The 20,964-nt window shown below is 42.0% G+C and carries 17 protein-coding genes; 8 read left to right on the top strand and 9 right to left on the bottom strand.

Annotated elements, in window-relative coordinates; all coding sequences use genetic code 11:
• Positions 1-572: 572 nt before the first annotated feature.
• From G563_RS0117180 to G563_RS0117190, 3 genes are read left to right on the top strand one after another with little or no spacing between them, the layout of a single operon-like run.
• Positions 573-1,316, top strand: a complete 744-nt coding sequence (locus G563_RS0117180; RefSeq protein WP_028666402.1) for a YHYH protein — start codon at positions 573-575, stop codon at positions 1,314-1,316.
• Position 1,317: 1 nt separating this feature from the next.
• On the top strand, positions 1,318-1,899 hold the full coding sequence (locus G563_RS0117185; RefSeq protein WP_028666403.1) for a toxin-antitoxin system YwqK family antitoxin: 582 nt from the start codon (positions 1,318-1,320) through the stop codon (positions 1,897-1,899).
• Positions 1,868-2,512, top strand: coding sequence for an SCO family protein (locus G563_RS0117190; protein WP_037327257.1), 645 nt, complete (start codon positions 1,868-1,870; stop codon positions 2,510-2,512). The genes G563_RS0117185 and G563_RS0117190 overlap by 32 nt, the downstream gene beginning before the upstream one ends.
• Before the next feature lie 158 nt (positions 2,513-2,670).
• On the opposite strand, the gene G563_RS0117195 is transcribed toward G563_RS0117190, so the two are convergent.
• The 5 genes from G563_RS0117195 to G563_RS0117215 form a co-directional block, all read right to left on the bottom strand.
• The gene (locus G563_RS0117195) at positions 2,671-3,738 is read right to left on the bottom strand and encodes an Ldh family oxidoreductase (protein WP_028666405.1); all 1,068 of its coding nucleotides are present in this window, start codon (positions 3,736-3,738) and stop codon (positions 2,671-2,673) included.
• A gap of 66 nt (positions 3,739-3,804) precedes the next feature.
• Positions 3,805-5,211, bottom strand: coding sequence for a pyridoxal phosphate-dependent decarboxylase family protein (locus G563_RS0117200; RefSeq protein WP_037327261.1), 1,407 nt, complete (start codon positions 5,209-5,211; stop codon positions 3,805-3,807).
• Positions 5,212-5,627: 416 nt separating this feature from the next.
• Positions 5,628-7,160, bottom strand: a complete 1,533-nt coding sequence (locus tag G563_RS0117205) for a RagB/SusD family nutrient uptake outer membrane protein (RefSeq protein ID WP_028666407.1) — start codon at positions 7,158-7,160, stop codon at positions 5,628-5,630.
• A gap of 29 nt (positions 7,161-7,189) precedes the next feature.
• Positions 7,190-10,498, bottom strand: a complete 3,309-nt coding sequence (locus G563_RS0117210) for a SusC/RagA family TonB-linked outer membrane protein (protein WP_028666408.1) — start codon at positions 10,496-10,498, stop codon at positions 7,190-7,192.
• Positions 10,499-10,550: 52 nt separating this feature from the next.
• Positions 10,551-11,414 carry a hypothetical protein gene (locus G563_RS0117215; RefSeq protein ID WP_028666409.1) on the bottom strand — a complete coding sequence of 288 codons (864 nt, stop codon included), beginning with the start codon at positions 11,412-11,414 and terminating at the stop codon, positions 10,551-10,553.
• A gap of 174 nt (positions 11,415-11,588) precedes the next feature.
• Between G563_RS0117215 and G563_RS0117220 the strand changes: the two genes are divergently transcribed.
• Complete coding sequence (locus G563_RS0117220) at positions 11,589-12,845, top strand: aminotransferase class V-fold PLP-dependent enzyme (protein WP_028666410.1); 1,257 nt, start codon at positions 11,589-11,591, stop codon at positions 12,843-12,845.
• Between the two features lie 36 nt (positions 12,846-12,881).
• Here G563_RS0117220 and G563_RS0117225 read toward each other — a convergent pair whose 3' ends face one another.
• A complete protein-coding gene (locus tag G563_RS0117225; RefSeq protein WP_028666411.1) occupies positions 12,882-13,811 on the bottom strand; it encodes a helix-turn-helix domain-containing protein in 930 nt (309 codons plus the stop codon).
• A gap of 161 nt (positions 13,812-13,972) precedes the next feature.
• Here G563_RS0117225 and G563_RS0117230 point away from each other — a divergent pair, with 161 nt between their 5' ends.
• The 3 genes from G563_RS0117230 to G563_RS0117240 all read left to right on the top strand — a co-directional run bounded on the left by G563_RS0117230 (position 13,973) and on the right by G563_RS0117240 (position 17,490).
• Complete coding sequence (locus tag G563_RS0117230; protein ID WP_028666412.1) at positions 13,973-14,446, top strand: nuclear transport factor 2 family protein; 474 nt, start codon at positions 13,973-13,975, stop codon at positions 14,444-14,446.
• Positions 14,447-14,718: 272 nt separating this feature from the next.
• Entirely contained in the window at positions 14,719-15,171 is a 453-nt protein-coding gene (locus G563_RS0117235) for a (2Fe-2S)-binding protein (protein WP_028666413.1), read from the top strand.
• A gap of 66 nt (positions 15,172-15,237) precedes the next feature.
• Positions 15,238-17,490, top strand: a complete 2,253-nt coding sequence (locus G563_RS0117240; RefSeq protein ID WP_037327259.1) for a xanthine dehydrogenase family protein molybdopterin-binding subunit — start codon at positions 15,238-15,240, stop codon at positions 17,488-17,490.
• An 88-nt stretch (positions 17,491-17,578) separates the two neighbouring features.
• On the opposite strand, the gene G563_RS0117245 is transcribed toward G563_RS0117240, so the two are convergent.
• The gene (locus G563_RS0117245; RefSeq protein ID WP_028666415.1) at positions 17,579-17,965 is read right to left on the bottom strand and encodes a PIN domain-containing protein; all 387 of its coding nucleotides are present in this window, start codon (positions 17,963-17,965) and stop codon (positions 17,579-17,581) included.
• Entirely contained in the window at positions 17,962-18,165 is a 204-nt protein-coding gene (locus tag G563_RS0117250; RefSeq protein WP_028666416.1) for a type II toxin-antitoxin system VapB family antitoxin, read from the bottom strand. The genes G563_RS0117245 and G563_RS0117250 overlap by 4 nt, the downstream gene beginning before the upstream one ends.
• Positions 18,166-18,388: 223 nt before the next feature.
• Here G563_RS0117250 and G563_RS0117255 point away from each other — a divergent pair, with 223 nt between their 5' ends.
• Positions 18,389-19,669: a nucleoside hydrolase-like domain-containing protein gene (locus G563_RS0117255; protein ID WP_028666417.1), complete on the top strand. Its 1,281-nt coding sequence runs from the start codon at positions 18,389-18,391 to the stop codon at positions 19,667-19,669.
• 84 nt (positions 19,670-19,753) lie between these two features.
• On the opposite strand, the gene G563_RS0117260 is transcribed toward G563_RS0117255, so the two are convergent.
• A complete protein-coding gene (locus tag G563_RS0117260) occupies positions 19,754-20,752 on the bottom strand; it encodes a pYEATS domain-containing protein (protein WP_028666418.1) in 999 nt (332 codons plus the stop codon).
• Positions 20,753-20,964 lie beyond the last annotated feature (212 nt).

Below are 20,964 nucleotides of genomic sequence, written 5' to 3' on the forward strand. Positions count from 1 at the left end.
CGAAAGCCGATAGATGGTATACTTGACTACTTGCGAAGAAATGCATATAGAATGCAATACGCTGAATACCGTAAAATGGGCTTGATGATAGGTTCCGGAGCCATAGAGGCCGCACACCGAACAGTTATACAGTCACGAATGAAACTATCAGGTCAGAGATGGACCAAGACCGGTGTGGATGCAATGCTTAAGTTAAGAACAAGGTATGAGTCGGATAGGTGGTGCGAAGTCAAAAAGAAAGTGCTCCAAATCAATTTTAAGCATCTAAACAAGGCGGCATGAAGGCGACAATTTGCAATGCACCCAAGTGATGGTAGCGATGAAAACCTTGATTGGGATTGATTTGTGTATATTTAATTTTTATGGAAAATTATGTAATTATGATTGAATGGACTCGTTAAAGAATTGTAAACTAAAATAACTTTGTAGTCAAAGTATTTGATTTTATATTTTTATAATCTATTTGGTATATTTTAATTGTTTTAATGGTATTTTTTTAAAAAATCAAATTTTAAATAAAATAAATTAACTTTTTAAGGACGATGGGAGCTACAAAACAAACACTAAGAAAATTGCTAGTTGCATTTTCTACAATTGCAGTACTGGTAAGTTGTAACAAAGATGAAACTTCTACAACTACCCCGGTATCAACTGAAGTGCCAGCCGTATATAAGAAGGTATATGGAGCCACAAGTATTACCAGCGACGGTACGTATATTTACTTTAAAACAAAAAATTTGCCTGACCACAAAAGCCCTTATTATGCGACTACAAACCCATTGTATGAAGCGTATAATGGTAGTACTTTTGGAGGTAATGAATTTAAAAAAAATCCTAATACAATTGCGGAGTATAACGCTACCGTGAAAATTCCACTTAATCCAAAAGTAGACGCTTCACATCCCGCGACCCCTTTGGGAGCTATTGGAATTGCTCTGAATGGGGTAGCTTTATTTAATCAATATGCTGGTCCAAATAATCAAGCTTTAGCCGGTGAAATTGTTAGTTTTGATAAGTACTATGGACACCCCCAAAATTCAGGAGTTTATCATTATCACGTTGAGCCTTTGTATTTGACTACTGTCAAATCGAAAAAATCTGGGTTAATGGGATTTTTGTTGGATGGATTTCCGGTGTATGGCCCGCAAGAAGAAAATGGAACCACGGTCACAAGTAGTATGCTTGATGCTTATCATGGTCATACCCATGCTACAGTAGATTATCCTAATGGTATTTATCATTATCATTTTACGGCAGATTCTCCCTACTTGAATGGGAATGGATATTATGGAACCCCCGGAACGGTCACTCAATAAAATGAAAATATTCCTAAAGAATATATTGCTTTTTCTGGCTTGCTCGTGTAGTAAGCCAGAAAAAATAGCAGATAAAAAAGTACCAAATATCTATTTGTTAAAATCCTTACAAGAGATTCATATTGAGAATGATATTGTATTTTTGAATACGCACAAATATTCAGGTTTTTTATATGAGTTAAGTGCTAACAAAGATACTCTACTGATCGAAGGATATATCAATGGATTACTACATGGATGCTGTAAAAAATGGTACCCTGATAAACAGTTGAAAGAAGAACGAAATTATTATGAAGGGAAAAAACATGGGCGGCAGGTGCTATATTGGGAAAAGGGGCATAAAAAGGTTGAATTTATTGCCAAAAATGACGTCTATGAGGGAGAATTGAGAGAATGGAGTAGCAGCGGTGCTTTGTTTCATTTAGGGACCTACATCAATGGGCAAGAGGAAGGACCTCAAAAAATGTGGTATGAAAACGGAAAAATAAGGGCTAATTATGTAATTATTAAAGGTAAAAGATATGGTTTACTCGGAACTAAAAATTGTAGAAATGTATCGGATAGTATTATTAGTAGTAAGTAGTTGGCTCTTAGCAGGGTGTTCTGAAAATACAACAAATTCGGTAACATTGCCATACTATAATGAGCCAAGTTTTACGCCTATTTTTATTGAAAAAAAAGAAGAAAAAAATCGTAAAGTATTTCACAAGATTGGCGATTTTTCATTTTATAACGAAGATAGTATTCGCATCACGCAAAAAAATATAGAAGGAAAAATTCATGTTGCTAATTTTGTTTTTACTTCCTGTGGTGTGATTTGTCCTAATATGGTGAAGAATATGAAAGTAGTAAGCGATAGTCTAAAATTAGACACTAATATTGTGTTGCTGTCTTATTCTGTAATGCCTTGGGTTGACTCTCCGCGTGTTTTGAAAAAATATAAAGAAAAAAATAACATAAATAATAAAAATTGGCATTTTTTAACAGGAAATAAGGGTAAGATATATCTTCATGCAAGACGCTCTTATTTTGCAGAAGAAGATATTGGCTATAGTAAAGATAGTAGCGAATTTTTACATACAGAACATTTTATATTAGTAGATAAATCAAAGCGGATAAGGGGTATTTATAATGGTACACTTTTACTAGAAATGCAACATTTAATCAACGATATAAAAACATTAAGTTTAGAGTGAAGAGACAGATAAAGCGTTTTCTTGTTTAAAAAATAGTACAAGTTGTTTTGTAGCAATTGTTTTTAAATTTAAGACTTGATACCCAATCTTTGTCATAAGCTACTAAAGGCATAACGGAGGCAGCGTTCAAAACGCTGCCTCCGTTGATAAGGAGAATTTTAAAGTGTTACCCCAAACCTTTTCCCCAATTCCTCTAAAGACTGTACAACGGGGGGCAATAAGTCTAGGCCATTTTGGGTGCGTTCGGCTTCCATTTCGCGTTCGGGGTCGCCCGGAATAAGTACTTTCTTACCTTCTACGGCTTGCGCATTCCTAAAGCGTCTAATCCAAGTATCCATGTGTGCCTTAAACTCATCGGCTGGGCGAAAACCATCTACACGCATGGCTCCAAAAAAATGACCCGTCCCTTTGCCGACGCCTTCGGTAGCAGCCATAAAACCCGCTGTGGCAAAAGGCGGCACCCACGGCCCATAATTGGCTCCTGACAATACCCCCGAGAATATATCAACAATAGCACCTAAGCCGTAGCCTTTGTGGCTACCATGCTCGCGGTCAGAGCCTAAAGGAAGTAAAGCCCCTCCATTTTTGATGGGGTTGGCATCGGTCGTGATTTCGCCAGTGGCATCCTGTGCCCAACCTAGCGGTGCGGGGAGGTTTTTGCGCTGTAAAATTTCAAATTTTCCATAAGCGGCGGCTGTACTGGCAAAGTCAGCCACAAAAGCGGGTTCCTCATGGGCAGGTACGGCTACAGCGATGGGATTGGTACCAAGCATTTTTTCTAACGAAAAAGTGGGAGCTACGAGCGGGGCGGCGTTGGTCATAGCCATGCCTATCATGTCGTGTTCGAGCGCCAACATAGCATGGTAACCCGCAATTCCAAAATGATTGGAGTTTTGTACCGAAATCCAGCCCGAACCTACGTTTTTAGCTTTTTCGATGACTATTTCCATGGTTTTGGGGCCTACTACCAAGCCCACTCCCGCATCCCCGTCCACCACAGCAGTGCTAGGCGTTTGATGTACAATCCGAATATTGGGCTTGGGATTGAGACGTCCGTGGTCAAACAAACGTACATAGCCTGCCAAACGCGCAATACCGTGAGAATCAACACCGCGTAAATCAGCAGAGATAAGTACTTTGGCGGCCAAAATAGCATCGGCTTCCAAAAAACCGATGCTTTGGAATATATATTGGGTGAAAGTTTTGAGCTGTGTAACGCTAAACATGGACTCTGAATCTTAAAAAATTGGGAAAAGATAAACGTCGCAATATTTAGGAATAATGCGTCCAAATCAAAGCTTTTTGGATAATTTCTGTAAGACAGCGGTCATTTCATCAATTGCAATTTGTACGTCTTCGGCAGTAGTACGCCAATTGACAAAAGCCGCTCTAATGCCTCGTTTGCCTTGATAGACGGTAGGCGTCATAAAGACTTTAGCCCGTTTGTTGAGTTCTGACAAAAAAATGAGAACTTTTTCCTGGTTTTCATCTCCTTGAAGTGTAAAACAAACATTGTTGAGACGGGTAGGGGCCAGCAATTCAAAACCTTGGGTTGTTGTGATAAACGTATCTAAAAGCTGAGCCATGTTCACACTATTTTCTACAATCTCTTGATACCCGTTCTTTCCATACGCTTTCAACGAAAACCAAGTAGGTAAGGCTCGCAGTCTTCGTGAGTTTTCGGGTAAAAAATTAAGGAAGCTAAAATTATCAAGGGGATTGCCAAGATAAGGAGCATTTGAATTTTGAAAGGTCTGAATTTGTAATTTAATGTGTTGTTTTTGAATCATGAAAAAAGCACTTTCATAAGGCACATTCATCCATTTATGACAATCAATAGTGATACTGTCAGCTTCTTCCCAACCTTCTACTAAATGCTTATAATGGGGTGAGCAAGCCGCAAAACCTCCAAAAGCCGCGTCGATATGCCACCAAAAAGAATATCGCTTTTTGAGTGAAGAAATAGCTTTAAAGTCGTCATAATCAACCGTATTGACGGTGCCTGCGCTGGAAATCAAAATGAAAGGTTTGCCTTTTAGAGCTTCTATTTGGGTTTGTAAATCTTCCATATCTATGGCTTCTCGGTTGTCGCGCAGGGTTTTGAGTTGAACAAAATTCTGACTCCCTATGCCCAACATGGACAGTGATTTGATAGCTGACGAATGAGGCGTAGCCGTCAGAATCGGAATAGTCTGACGAATGCCTTCTCGTGCAATATCATAGCCTTGTTGTAATCCAACCCATTGGCGAGCTACGGCCAAGCACGTGAAATTTGACATAGTAGCACCCGTCACAAATCCTCCCCCAAAAGAAGAGGGTAGTCCAAAAAGATCTAGGAGTAATTCAATCGTCTCTAATTCAATCAGTGCTGATACATCGCCTTGTCCGTGGGTACCTTGGGGGTTTTGGTCATAAAGCCCCGCCAACCAATCTCCCGCGACTGAGGCAGGAGTAGCCCCGCCCGTCACAAATCCCCATGACCTAGGCCCCGACGAAGCCACAAGAATTGGGTCAAATCTCTCTTTAAATTCTTCTAAGACTGCCATAGCTCCTAGCCCTTCGTCGTTGAGCGGCAGAGAGGTGAGCTGTGGGACGGAGACTGAAGTAGGACGTTGAGGTAGGTTTTCTAAAAAATCAACACTTTGGTGTACTACTTTTTTGAGAATGCTTTCAAATGTGATTAAATCTTTTTGCAACATGGCTAACAAAATTTGTTGAAGTTGCAAAGAAAAAGGGAAATAGCACAAGACAACAAAATGCTTGAAAATTAATCAGATTTGAGGGTATTGTTGTTGGTAACAGCTTAGGTAGAAGCAGAGTGTTTTTTAGGTGCCATCCAATAATACAACAATGGAATCAGTGTCCAAGAAGCAATCACTCCAAGAGTCATTCCCCCAATGACGGTCAGGGCTAAGGGGCGTTGGAGTTCGGCACCTAAAATCGTTGTACATCGAATACAACGACCTCCGAAGTTAATTTGCTGGAAGTCGATTTGTTTTACTCAAGAGTAACATTGAGAATAGAAATTGGTTTTGTTTTGTAAGTTTTGTCCCAGCGCCTATTTTCGATGCTACTCTTAATGATAAACAAAAAATATATTTTCTGTCAGTCTTATTTAATATCCCTCGTTTTGATACATTTTTTGAGGGTCGAGTTTATATTCATCAAAGGGAATAGGATAGTAGTAGTCTTTCAAACCAAAATTAGAGACTTTGGCCGCACCATAATCAGCCTGGAGTTTCGTACTCATATAAGTGACCAATTCGGTGGGAGTAAAGAAACGTAGTAAATCAAACCAACGGTGGTTTTCGAATGCCAACTCGATGCGACGTTCGTGCAAGATGGCCAATTTGAGCGTAGGAAATTTGGAATTGTAAGCTGCGTTGAGGCGAGAGGCTTCATAGAGAGGCATTTTGGCTCTTTCTCTGACTTGGTTCAAAAACCCAATGGCGGCAGCTTCGTCTCCTAAGTGCATATTTACTTCGGCAAGCATCAAAATTACATCGGCATAGCGTATCAAAATCCAGTCGTTGCCACCGTAGCCGTTGGCCGTAGCTGCCGCGCTTGCGTCGCGGTATTTGGTGATGAAATAATCTTTTACGTTGGAGGCATTGGCGTATTTGATCGAAAAATCTTTGCGCAAATCTCCTTCTTCGTATTCTTTCACCAAATCAAGTTTTACATTACCACCTACGCCCGTGTTTACGCGTAGTGAGTTGATGGTTTCGCCTTGGGCTTGGTTGTTGGCCGCAATGCGTGACGAATAGTTGATGTCGCCTTGACGATACACAATCTGGAAGATAATCTCGGGATTGGTAGATTTTTTGGCAACATCAAACACATCTTGGTAAGGAATCTCTTTCAGCGTCCCAAAAGTTTTTTTGTCATAAGCACTCATGAGGTAGGTTTTGGCTTGGGCCAAATTGGCGGTGCGATTGGCACTAGCAAGGGTAGTGGCCATAGTCAGATACACTTGCCCCAAAAGAGACAAACCTGCCACTTTAGATACTCGCCCTTTGTTGGCTACTGACTGATGATCGGGTAGGGGGCTGTTGGCTACTTCTGTAAGGTCGGCTATGATTTGAGCATATACCTCTTCTTTCTTTTGGCGGGCGGTATTGGCTTTTACTTCGTCGCTTGAGCTAAGGGTCTTGGTAATGAGTGGTACATCGCCCCATTTTCTTACCAAATGAAAATAAATCAATGCCCTAATAAACTTAGCTTCGGCTTGGTATTGGGCTTTGATGGAAGGATTACTAAAATTTACTTTTTCGATTCCCTCAAGCACCAAGTTTGCCCTCGAAATGATTTGATACAAAGCTAGCCAGTGGGTTTTGAGATAGGTGTTGCTGGGCAACAACGAAAAATCATTGAATTGAAATGGCTCTCCGGCATTAGATTGGTTGTCGTTGCGGCCAGCATTGTCAGAACGCTCTTCAGAAAACAAGGCACTGCTTTCTGCAATTCCGTTGTTGTTGCGGAGCGATTGATAAACGCCGTTGAGGGCCAGTAAAGCATCGTTTTCGGTTTTGAAATAGTCAGAAGTAGCGACTGAGTTTGGGTCGGTTTCGACCAAAAATTGATCATCGCAAGCACTAACGCCTATCAGCAGCGTGAGACTTAAAAGACAGATACGTATATTTTTCATTGGTTATGATTCGATTGAAGTCCAGTGTTTTAGAAAGTAAGTTTTAGACCGACGTTGTAGGCACGAGCCAAAGGATACATGCCATAATCGACGCCAGGAGTGAGGTTGGCTCCGCCGTTGTAATCTACTTCAGGGTTATAGCCTTTGTATTTGGTGAGGGTAAAGGCATTGTTGATATTGGCAAATACACGTAAGCCCGCTACTTTCCATTTGTTCATCCAAAGGGTGGGAAGATTGTAACCTAAACCGATATTGGTACAGCGCAAAAACGAACCATTTTGTAAATAAAAAGTCGATAGACGGGTGCTGTTGCTTTGGGTACCTCCACGAGATGCGCGATACACGAGGCCATTGCCCGGCTCAGCTTCCGAACGATAGCGGTTGATGACGTCTACGTATTGATTGCCAGAAGCTTCCATGTTGTATACATAATAATCCTGACCGTCCAATACTTGGTTGCCATAGACACCATTGAAAGCGGCATTGAAATCAAAATCTTTATAACTAGCATTGAGCGAAAACCCGTACGTAAATTTGGGATAAGGTGAGCCAATGACTTGTTTGTCAGCGTCATTGACTACGCCGTCGCCGTTTACATCTTCAAAAATCAAATCTCCCGGACGAAGTGGATTGCTCGAAGCCGTAGAGCGAGCGGGGCCTTTGAGTACATATCCTGCGGGAAAGGACTGCTTAGAGGCATTGTAGTTGGCATTGTCGATCGCAATGTTTTCCATGTCTTTTTCGCGCACCATCCCAATCACCTTAAATCCATAAAACATCCCAATAGGTTGACCTTCTTGGGTGATGTGCGTTAAGTAAGAGCGTTCGGCACCGTTGGTGATGATGGTATTGGCGCCCCCCATGTTGAGGACTTTGTTGCGGTTGAGTGAAATATTGCCGCTCAAGTTTAATTTAAAATCTTTGTGCGAAATGACCCGCCCGTCGAGCTGTAATTCAAGTCCTTTGTTTTGAACTTTTGAATCGCGGAGGTTGGTAAGAATGGTAGAAGTCCCCGAAATCGCCGATACAGGCTGATTGAAAAGCAGGTTGAAAGAATTACTCAAATAAGCGTTGAATATTACCGAAAGACGGTTTTGAAACAATCCCAAATCAAGACCCACATTGTACTGCGAAGTAGATTCCCAGCCTAGACGCTGGTCTTTGATAGAGTTTGCCCAAATTGCTGTAGCGATATTGCCATTTCCAAAAACTGTCCCTCCCGGATTTGACATGGTTTGGAGATAGTTATAATTCCCGATGTTATAATTTCCGGTAAGTCCCCAGCTTGCTCTTAGTTTTAGGGTAGAAGTTTCGCCCAATAAATCACCGTAGAATGCTTCATCGGAGATGTTCCAACCAGCCGATACCGACGGAAATGCTCCCCAGCGATTGAGGGGACCAAAACGTGAAGAACCATCGCGACGGAAAGCAGCCGTGATAAAATAACGTCCAGCATAGCGATATTCGGCACGGGCAAGATAAGACAGCAGTGTCTCTTCTACTTTGCCGGTATTACTATTCATAAAAAAGTTGGCAGGGTCGGCACCTTTGGCGGTGATTTCTTGAATCAAATCATTTTGGAAGCCTTGAGCCGATACACTGATAAGGTCGCTGTTGTATTTTTGAGCGGAGTATCCTGCCAACAAATTGATGCCATGTTGGCCAAATTGCTTGGTATAGTTGGCCGTGAATTCGCCGAGTAGATTCGTTGTAGACAAAGTTTGGGCAGTGGCACGTGCAGCAGCGTAAGATTGGGTCGAATAAGGAGGGTTGTTGCCACTACTCAAACTTGTGGGTAGGTAATATTCGTATTTTTCGTTGTAAGTCTGTAAGCCTACGTTGGCCTTGGCCGACAAGCCAGGGAGGAGTTCATAGGTCAGGTTACCATTGTAAGTAGCCCGTAATCCGCGCCGATTGATGTTGGTTTCCATGGCCAATGCTACGGGGTTTTCGATGGTCTGATAGCCGTAGAGTGGAGATTGGGCCGCCACGGCATTTTTAATCAGATTGCCGTTGTCGTCATAGGCTCTAAAAGTAGGTGGATAAATCAATGCTCCCAAAATGGCACCTTGATTGAAACGACCTTCTTGTACTTCGCGACCATTGGTAGAAGTCACAAAAACACTCGCACCTACTTTGAGCTTGTCGGTGAGGTCGCCGTCTACATTGGCGCGAAAATTGAGCCGTTCTTGTTTGGTACTCACGATGATTCCCTGTTGATTTTGATAGCCCAAGCTCACCAAATAACGCCCGCCTTTGTTTCCTCCCGAAAAAGTCAGGTTGTGGCGTGCCACCGGAGCATTACGATAAAGTTCATTTTGCCAATCGGTGTTGTATTTGGGTGCAATCATCTTCTGACTTGCGAAGTCGTACAAATCCGTAGGGATGCTTACCGCACTGGCGTTTCCTACTTTCGAAACCCGCGTAGCGTTATCATCAGAGTACATGTCGTTTGTCCAAGGTTTGCCTGAGTTTTCGACTAAGTCGCGGTAAGTGCCGTTGCGAGCGTCGATGAGTAGCTGAGTGAATTGTTCGGCGTTGAGTAGTTTTACTTTTTTCTCTAATTGACTCACTCCATATTGAAATTCATACTCGGTTTTGCCTTTTCCGTCTTTGCCGCGTTTGGTAGTGATAATCACCACACCGCCAGAAGCCCGTGAGCCGTAAATAGCAGCCGAAGCGGCATCTTTCAAAATATCGATGCTTTCGATGTCGTTGGGGTTGATAAATACGTCATTGCCCGCTGGAAAACCATCAATCACATAGAGAGGATCCGAACTAGCATTGATAGACCCGATACCCCTGACCCGGATTTTGGTACTTACATAAGGAGCGCCGCTTACTTGGGAGATTTGCACGCCGGCCAATTTCCCCACCAAAGCTTGTCCTAGGGTAGGAGCAGCAAGGTTGAGTTCACGGGCTTTGACGTTGGAGATAGCCCCCGTTACATCACTTTTGCGCAAAGTTTGATAACCTACGGCTACCACCTCATTGAGCATATTGATGTCTTCCTTGAGTTTTATGACAAGGGTATTTTGATTGTTGATCGTGATTTCCTGTGGCACATATCCTACCGACGAAAATACCAAGACCGCTCCCTCTGCAACTTCAATCGAAAACTTACCTTGTGCGTCAGAAACCGTTCCTTTGCGGGTTTGTTTTTCTACAATACTTACTCCTGGTAGTGGTTGGTTGGCCTCGTCGGTGACGACGCCCGAGAGCTTGACAGTTTGGGGTGTTTTGCTAGCTGCTGCTGGTGCTAGAGCACTCAGCATAACCCCAAAAAACAAAATACAGTAGCGCATCCAATCTTTGATTGGTGTTGTGTAGATGTTCATTACTAATATGTTAGGTGTTTAAAAGAGGTGAAAAAATGATGATTTTGAAAAACTATGGTAGCGACACGAAATGCACATTTTGGCGTCGAGAAGAAGTAACCGCAATCCCCGTGTTGGGAGTATTGAGTAGGCAAAAACCTTCGAGTTCGTCGGCTTTATCGACATCAATGGTCTTCAAAACATGTTGTTGCCCAGCATCAATGGACTTCTGTAAATCTAAAAAAGTAAAGCGCCAACGTCGGCCTTCGATTTGATTTTGAATGAGTACCAAAATTCCTTTGGAAGGAATCCAATGCAAGTTTTGAACCCAAGCCGAACAGCTAAATTTCTTGAACAACACGCCCGGCTCACTTGTCTTTTGAGCTTGACTGAGACGGGTAGGATCGTAGAGGCGTACTTCGTTGTTTTTAGGGCCATAGTCGGAGGTGGCTACGTACCATTTGCCGTTGTATTGGACATACTCAGGACGCGTACCTTGTATACATGCATCGTCTTCGATTACGTGTAGCAGATTGCCATCCAATGTCCCTTTTGTCAACAAACCATTCCAATCTACGGCATAAATCACTGCCTTCCAATGCGTGCCTTCGGGGTTGAGCCTAATGCTGTTGCCGATGAAAGTCGGGTGAGTGCCATTGTATGCAATGCCTGTAGGGTGATTGATAATGTCCTGATTTTGTTGGGTAAACTTGATTTCTTTGCCTGTATAAACCAATTGATTGACTTGCAAATCATACACTCTCATCATTCCTACTTCACGATCTCCGTACAAAAAAACTTTGCCTTGGTGGTAGCTTGCACCTTGACAAGCACCAAGCGAATCAATCGTCGTAGTGCTTACAATATTTATATCCATGCTTGCCATTCCAAAAAACAAAGCAAGCATGGTACTAATAATGGTAATCAATATTTTCACATCATGGGTGGTTGTAATACCGCACAAAGGTGAAGGTTTATTGTTATCTCTGTTTTAAGGCTAAGTTTCTAAATTATTAAATCCTGAATGGTTCAAAAATTTCGAGCCTAAATCAAAGTACCCTTCAAAATAAAATGTTTCTTTGATAATCGATTCATCAAGCTCTTAGTCTCTATGCTTCTCAACAAACGTCAATTCGTCCAATCTTTAACAGGTTTGATTGGTTTGTCACAATCAAATATGGATTCTCTTCTTCGTAAAATTAGCTCCCAAACACCCGTGCAAGTGGCTCAAGATGAGGCTTTTTGGGGAGAATTGCGCAAAGGATTTACGGTCACCAATGATTTTATTCACCTCGAAAACGGCTATTATATCTTAGCCTCCAACGAAGTATTGGAAGCTTATATCCAACACATCCGCGACATCAACGCCATCTCGTCGCGCTATATGCGTACGCGGCAGTTTGATGATAAACTAGCCGTCCGAAAACAGCTCGCCGAGCTAGTAGGAGCTTCTTACGAAGAGGTGATTATCACGCGCAATACCACCGAATCGCTCGATACTATCATTTCGGGGATTGATTGGAAAGCGGGCGACGAAGTCGTAATGGCAATGCAAGATTATGGCGCAATGGTCGATATGTTTAAGCAGCAGGCGCGGCGCTATGGAATTGTAAACCGTATCATTTCGATTCCCAACCATCCTGCTTCTGACGAAGAGATTGTGGCCTTGTACGAAAACGCGATTACGCCCAAAACGCGTTTGTTGATGCTATGCCACATTATCAACGTGACGGGGCATATCTTGCCCGTGCGTAAAATCGCTGATATGGCCCACGCCAAAGGAGTAGAAGTAATGGTAGATGGCGCTCACGCAGTGGGGCATTTTGATTTCAAACTCCCTGATTTACACTGCGACTACTATGGAAGTAGTCTTCACAAATGGCTAGGATGCCCGCTAGGGGCAGGAATGCTTTATGTGAAAAAAGACAAAATCAAGCAGATTTGGCCGCTTTTGGGCGAAACAGGCTACCCCGACGATGACATTCGAAAACTCAATCATACAGGTACTCACCCTGTTCATACGGATTTGGCCTTGGCAGATGCGATTAAATTTCACCAAAAAATCGGGATTGCTCGTAAAGAGGCACGGCTAAGGTATTTACAGACGTATTGGACATCGCAGGTACGCAATCATCCGGGGATTGTCGTCAATACTCCCGCCGACCCCGCCCGCCACGGCGCTATTGGAAATGTAGGCGTAGAAAAGTTGAAACCGGCTGAATTGGCGAAGATTCTCATGGAGCGCTATAAAATCTGGACCGTCGCTATCGACTACGCCAATGTACACGGCGTAAGGGTAACTCCTCATTTGTTTACGACTACTCAGGACTTGGATGCCTTGGTAAAGGCGCTGAAAGAATTGGCGTAGAAATGCTTTATGAGCTAGTTTGGGGCACAATTTTTATTAAAAGCGGAGGGCACTTCTTTTCTGTTCGCGATATTGATTAGTGGTTAGTCCTACTTTTTGCTTAAAAAATCGGGTGAAGTGTTGGGCGTATTTGAAACCAAGTTCATAGGCAATCTGGTTGACAGTTTTGTCACTTTCAATCACTTTGCTTTTGGCTATTTCTATCGTTTTATTCAAAAGGTATTCTTTGGCCGATTGCCCCGTTTCTTTCTTGATCAAATCCCCAAAATAGTTGGCAGAAAGATGCAATTCTTCCGCAAAATAGGCTACTGAAGGCAAGCCAATGGTTTGGGGTTTGTCGGATAAGAAATAGCTGTTTAGTAATTCTTCAAATTTTTCTAAGATACCTCGGTTGGCATGGTCTCTGCTGATAAATTGGCGGTCATAAAATCGTTCACAATAATTTAGAAATAATTCAATGTTTGAAGCAATTAGCTTCTTGCTGTGTTTGTCGATTGGCTGTTTTAGTTCTAACTCGATTTTGGCAAAAAGATCTAAAACTATCTGCCTTTCATCGTCGGAAATATGTAATGCTTCGTTGGTTTTATAACTAAAAAAGTTATAATTACTGATATTTGACGCAAGTGAGGTGCCGTGTATCAAGTCAGGATGAAAAACCAAACCATGACCCATAGGCTGATAAGGTGTACCCATATATTCTATTGTCATTACCTGCCCAGGAGCGAAAAATACCAGCGTACCAGCTTGATAATCATAGTAATTACGGCCATATCTTATATCGCCGCATTTTACGTCTTTCAAGATAATGCAATATAAACTGTACTGAAATTTTATGGTGGTGGCTTCGCCCCAGTTTCGAAGGTTGGCTTTTGAAAAGTCTAAGACGCTCACCAAAGGGTGAAGTGTCTTGTGATTGTTGTCGGTATTATAATCACTGACTTGGGTGATTGGGTATAGTCGCTCCATTTTTGATTCTGTTTCAAACAAAATTAAGAACTCTTATCGTGCCTCAGTAGAGAGGAGGAACAACATCAGTAAAAATGGTAGAAAAAGCAGTAATTTTTATACCAATACCCCAAAAGAGTGCTCTTACATTTGTTGTATCACAATCCAACTCTAATTTTCTTATGAAAGTTTTATTCCTTAGCTTCTTGCTTTTGACCGCAAATGTGCCCTTGGTTTTGGCGCAGCAGAATAATGTACTTACACAGAGAAGCAACTCTGAGCAAGAACTTATTCAGCTCTCCAAAGACAAATGGCAATTGATGGCCGACAAAAACGTGGATAAACTCAAAGAATTATTTGATCCCAGAGCTAAGTTTGTTCACATGAGCGGCACATGGAAAACCGACGAAGAGCTTGAAATTATCAAAACGGGTAGCATTTGGTACAAAGAAGCTCAAGTTCATGATACTGCTATGGAATTTTTTGGCGAAACAGCCATCGTATGGAATAGAATCACGCTCATTGCGATAGTGAGGGGTAATGAAGTCAAAACTGAATTCACAGTGACCGAAGTCTATCAAAAACAAGCTAAGGATTGGAAAATGTTGGCTCTGACCTTCAGTAGTGTGAGAGATACGCATCAAATCAAGAAATAGCTCTATAACAGTACTATTGTCGCATTCGTAACAATAGATTTAAAAGTATCCATTACCCCCTCTGCCTGTTTTACCAGATACATTTGAAGAAAATATAAATTTTCAAAATTCAGACATAGGATCAGATTGGGCAATGAGAGGGAATGTTACAACTTATAATTTTTGAAAATAATAAGTTGTAAAAATCGTAAGTTTTTATTTGAAAGGTATTATTTATCAACGATTTATTCATATATTTTTGTCAATTATTGATTTAAAGTAAAGATAACATTATGGCCTCATACAACCTCAAAATCAATGGAAAGACCAATAAGGTGGATGTTGACCCAAGCACGCCCCTACTCTGGGTACTCCGCGATAGCCTCAATATGGTCGGCACCAAGTTTGGCTGCGGCATGGCACAATGTGGCGCTTGCACGATTCATTTAGACGGAAACGCCGTTCGCTCTTGCGTTTTGCCTGTGTCGGCAATTGGCAAACAGGACGTTACGACCATAGAAGGTCTTTCGGAAAAGGGAGAGCACCCAGTGCAAAAAGCTTGGCTAGAACACGACGTAGCGCAATGCGGCTATTGCCAAACGGGCCAAATTATGACAGCAACGGCTTTGCTCAAAAAGAACCCAAACCCAACCGACGCTGAGATTGATGCTGCTATGAGCGGTAATATTTGCCGTTGTGGTACGTATTTGCGGATTAAAGAAGCGATAAAATCAGTAAAGCAGTAGGTAGTCGTAAGCAATTTTTTAAGTACAGAGCCTAATGCTTAAAGCGTAAAAAAAGAAAATATTAAAATGGAAAATACTAAATCACAAAGCCGCCGTTCTTTCCTAAAATCTTCTGCCTTGGCAGGAGGTGGAATAATGTTGAGTTTTAGTTGGTTTTCGGAGGCAGAAGCTGCCGAAAAGACAACGAAACTAAATCTACCTGAGCAAGGGGCGGAGCTGACGGCCTATATCAAAATTACACCCGATAACGTTGTTAAAATCCTTTGCCCTAATCCCGAATTTGGCCAAAATGTAATGACTTCGTTGCCGATGATTGTGGCCGAAGAACTGGACGTAGATTGGAAAAATGTAGTAGTAGAAATGGGGCCGCACGACAACGTGAAGCTAGGGCCACAGTTTACTGGTGGGAGCAATTCGGTGAGAATGTATTGGAAACCGCTTAGAAATGCAGGAGCGGCAGCCCGCCAAATGCTCATCGAAGCGGCGGCTCAAACGTGGGGTGTTTCTGCTAATGAAATCACCACAAAAGCAGGCGAACTATCCCACTCAAGCGGCAAATCGGCCAAATACGGTGAAATGGCCAGCAAGGCCGCTACCGTACCTGTTCCGAAAGACCTAAAATTGAAAGCACCCAAAGACTTTTCGATTGTAAGTTACTCAAAGAAAAATACTGAAGGGGTAAAGCTTGTGACAGGAAAACCTCTTTTTGGAATCGATTACAAAGTAGAGGGAATGTTGGTTGCCATGATTCAGCACCCACCCGCATTTGGGATGAAACTAAAATCTTTTGATACTGCCCAAGTCCTAAAAATGCCAGGTATCAAAGATGTTTTTAGCTTTAAATTGTATGATGAAGGCTTTGAACAAGGGGGATTTGATACCCGTACTTTTAACGAAATGATAGCCATAGTGGGCAATTCTACGTGGGAAGTAATGAATGCTCGTAAAAAACTAAGTGTAAAATGGGAGCCCACGGGCGACACAAAAGACACCCTCGCTGGAAGAGGGGGCGGGAAAAGGGAGGTGGTCGTACCAGGGAGATTAGAAACAACAAGTAGTCAGATGGAATTGATGGCTGAATATGCCAAAAAGCCTGCCCAACAATTAAGAAAAGATGGCGACCCCGAAACGGCCTTCAAAAACGCCGCTCAGATTATCGAACGTACCTATAATGCCCCGTTTTTGGCACATAACACCATGGAGCCAATGAATTTTTTTGCCCACGTAACACCCGAGAAAGCAATAGTAGCGGGGCCATTGCAGGCACCGGGTTGGATTGAACCTACTTTGTCAAAAATTTTAAATCTTCCGGCAGATAAGATTGAAATTCAAATGACCCGAATGGGCGGAGGCTTTGGCCGCAGGGCGTATGGCCAATATGTATATGAAGTGGCTAGAATCTCTCAAAGATTAAATGCTCCCGTCAAACTTATCTATACCCGCGAAGATGATATGACATACGGTATCTATCGCCCTATGTACACCGCTACGTATCGGGCGGCTTTGGATGCCAACAAAAACCTGATTGGCTTTCAGGTAAGAGGAGGTGGAATCCCCGAAAACCCCGTTCATGCCAATCGCTTTCCGGCTGGTGCGGTGGACAATTACTTGGCCGAAGGCTGGGAGATTCCTTCTAATATTACTATTGGGGCATTTAGGGCGCCCCGTTCTAACTTTAATGCTGCTGCCGAGCAATCTTTTCTGGATGAAGTGGCAGAAGCGATGGGCAAAGATCCGATTGAATTGCGTTTGGAATTGTTGAAACGGGCCAAAGAAAATCCAGTTGGCAAAAACAATGATTACGATGCGAGTAGATACATAGGTGTTTTGGAATTACTCAAAGAAAAATCAGGTTGGGGAAAACCCGAAAATGCAGCTAAAAAGCGTGGGGTAGCAGCTTATTTCTGTCATAACTCTTATGCAGGACATGTAGTAGATATGGTCATAAGAGACGGCCATCCCTACGTTGAACAAGTAACGAGTGCCGTTGATTGTGGTGTCGTTGTCAACCCCGATGCCGCCCGGAATATGGTGCAAGGAGCCGTGATAGATGGTATCGGAAACGCCTTCTATGGGGCGTTGACTCACAAAGAAGGTGCTGCCGAACAGACCAATTTTCATAATTATCGCATGATTCGTCACAATGAAGCCCCGAAAAAAATAGACGTTCATTTTGTGGAAAGTGAAGTTGACCCTACAGGGCTGGGCGAACCGCCGTTTCCGCCTGTGTTTGGAGCAGTGGCCAATGCATTATTTAAAACCACTGGCAAGCGGTATTATAATCAGCCGTTTGTGAGTGTGCCGCAAAAATCTTCTTAACAAATACTGCCCACCATGCCAAGATTAGTTACGCTTGGCATGGTTTTGTCAAAATATGCTTTTGGTATTTACTAAAGTTTATAGATTATCAAGTACTTGTTGAAAACAATTTTAGTGAAGTATTTGTCACCATCAATCGAAAATGCTTCTCCAAACTCCATAGTTCCAGATTCTGGTGGAGGCAATGCTGTGCTATCATAAGATCTAGCAAACCTACTCTATTAATTCCATTTGTAAGATTCAAAACCTGTAGAGTTCTAATTCCTTCCCAAAAAATAGTGTAAGGCACGCAAGGTAGGGCATTTAAACTTTGGATGAGTTCTCTGTGACGTGTATGTTGTAAGGCAGGGATGAGTTCAGAAAGTATGATTTCGTTGGTACAAATCAAATCCAAAGTGATTGATTTTTCTAATGACTCAGCGTTTTCCCCCTTGCGAAAATACCCTACCCACACGGATGTATCTACTAGAATCATAGTTTTGAAGCTCTATCACGTAAGCTATTCAAATCAATATCTAAATCAACTTTTCCCTTGAAATTGAGCAGTTTTAATCGTTTTTCTCTTTCGATTAACTCATGTAGTGCTTTTTTAATAGCGTCAATTTTTGATTTTGAACCTGTGATTCTCATAGCTTCTTCAATCAAATCTTCAGGAAGGTCAATGGTTGTTTTCATTGTAGTATATATTTTTACACATATAAAAATACAGGTTTTGAAATAAACTATTGTAAAAATACCTCTATGTGCTAATGAAGTAGCTGTTGATTTTTGTGATTTATTGTTTTTATTTTCGATAATTTTCTATTTTTGGCTTTCTTTGTAAAAAATATCAAATGTATTATTGTAATAAGATAATTTTTTAGGAAAGTTAAGGATAAATCGAAAATAAGTAAAAACAATGTCGCTCTATTTGAAATATAGCTTGATTCTGATGATCATCATGAACCCGTTGGTAGGATTGGGGCAATCCCGAGAAAAGCCGCGTGTCATTGTCAGTACCGATATCGGTGGCACTGACCCCGACGACAATCAGTCGATGATACATTTGATGATGTACTCAGATTTGTTTCATATCGAAGGTTTGATTTCGTCGCCTTATGGTAATGGCCGAAAAAAAGACCTTTTGGACATGATTGCGCTGTATGAAAAAGATTTTCCGAAGCTCGTGGCTCACAACAAAAATTTAATGACTCCCAGTGCCCTTCGCCAAGTTTGTAAGCAGGGGGGGATCCCTGCGGCTCCTTATGCAGGCTATAGGACTGCGAGCGAAGGTTCGGAATGGATTGTGAAATGTGCTAAAAAGAAAAGTAAGCAGCCACTTTGGGTATTGGTGTGGGGAGGCTTAGAAGATGTAGCTCAAGCTTTGCACGATGCGCCCGAAATCGAAAGTAAAATTAGGGTGTATTGGATTGGCGGGCCTAACAAAAAGTGGAGCGTCAATGCCTATTCTTATGTCGTGGAGCATCATCCCAATTTGTGGATGATTGAAGCCAATGCCACTTACCGAGGTTGGTTTATGGAGGATGAAAACGCCCCCAAAAATATGAGTGAAGGAGCCTATTACGACAATTTTATCAAAGGAAAAGGGGCAATGGGTGCCGATTTTGTCAATTATTACAAAGGTCATATTAAAATGGGAGATACTCCCTCCTTGGCGTATTTGATGAATGGCACCCCGTCCAATCCAAAAGGCGAAAGCTGGGGGGGACGATTTACGCCTATTTCGTATAGTTCGAGACATATTTTTGAGCGGAATACTACCACTGCCGATACCATCCCCGCTTATGGAGTAGTAGAATGGCGATTTAAAGGGCCGGTACTCAACCTTCCTGCTGACTCAATTTGTTTTACGATAGAAATCCAAAAACAAGAGTGGCCGGGCTATTATTTGGGAAATGGCGTATATGGTGTAAGGTATTCTTCCAAAAAACCAGAAGTGAGTTCGTATGTAACGCATAGCGCCATAAGCGCCTTGAATGCCCAAAAAGGGCAATATGTGAGCACAGTACCGTGGCCCGGAAAGCCCAACAAAGATGACTATCGTTTGGGAAAACAATGGTATGGAGATGTGCCCGAGGCTGCCTTCTTTTTGGGGGAGCAGCAAGGTGCCCGAACAGTCTCAAAATATCGTGCTGCTTTTTTGGGGGACTGGGCGAAGCGTTGGCAATGGCTTAAGTAACTGTAGCCTTATAAGGGCTTCAAGCCCTTATAAGGTTCTACGTTTTATTACTTCCCAATCGTAATTTTTACAGACGTCTCATTTTTATCTATTTCTAAAAATTTCATCACCACCCCAACGTGGTTCGGAGAGGTCAAGTTCAAGTTGGGTATCGCCGCCGTCGGCTTCGGCACCGAGCGTAAATGCCCCCCAAGCGATGATATTCAGAATGGCTTTGCCGTCTTTTACAAAAATGATGGGGCGTGAGTTGGCAAAAGTAGGATGTAGATAAAATTTGACAAAGCCAGTCAATGGATTGCTAACGTCGGTCGATTCAACAGTTATTGTTATATTTCGGTAATCGTTATCATCAACTTTCAATCCTACGATCGCTGATATTTTTCTACCGTTTCGTTCGGTTTGTCCTCCCCATTTCCCTTTTTCGGGATCATCAGAAGATAGCTTCTGGGGGGCAGTTCTTGGGAGCGTACTGGTTTTGACTTCCAGTTTATTAATGGATTCTTGTAAATTAGCTAGGCTTTCTTTCATCCCCACGCTGTTATTAAGTTCTTGGTCACCTCTTCTGATAAATCCAGCTAAATATACGCGAGTCACCAAGTACCCACCAATAAAACCAATAATGGAACTGTAAATCATGATTGAATTGGTGAGGGAAATAGCCGAGGCTATGACGATTTTGTCTGTTTCTTTGTTAGCTAAGTTGGCGATTTGCGGAGCAATATATTCTGCGGTCTGCTGAATTTTGGGAGGAATTTCTTTGAGGTTGACCAAGCCAAGCCCTACGATAATTTTGGTTAGCCAATCCGAAATTTCTTCCAAATTAGTATTTGGGCGATGAGTATTAGGATTTTGCGGATTATTCTGAATTTGAAAGGTTTTGGGAATGCCAAATAAAAAGCCTACAAATATTCCCAATGAAAGGCAAGCGGCCGCCAAAAGAAAAGCTAAACTTTGGATAGCAACTTCTTGCGCAAAAATAGCCGTTGTTCCCACCGCAATAAACAGTGCCATTCCAACCGCAAACCGGGTATCAAACGATACTTTTTCGCTATTGAAAATAAAGTTTTTGAGGTTTTCTAACATAATGATAAAAAACTAAAAGGAGGAATATTTATTTTTCAAGTTTGAATGTTAGGTAATTATCATAAGTATCAACCACTATTGTGCGGCCATTTGTAAGGCCAATATTATATTTAATTAATAGAGTTGTTCTTTTGCTGATAATCAATATTTTATGATATATTTGCGGTAATTAACATTTTAATAAGTTATTATGAAATCACAAAGAATTAGTA

Source organism: Runella zeae DSM 19591 (genome assembly GCF_000423565.1).
Classification (GTDB): domain Bacteria; phylum Bacteroidota; class Bacteroidia; order Cytophagales; family Spirosomataceae; genus Runella; species Runella zeae.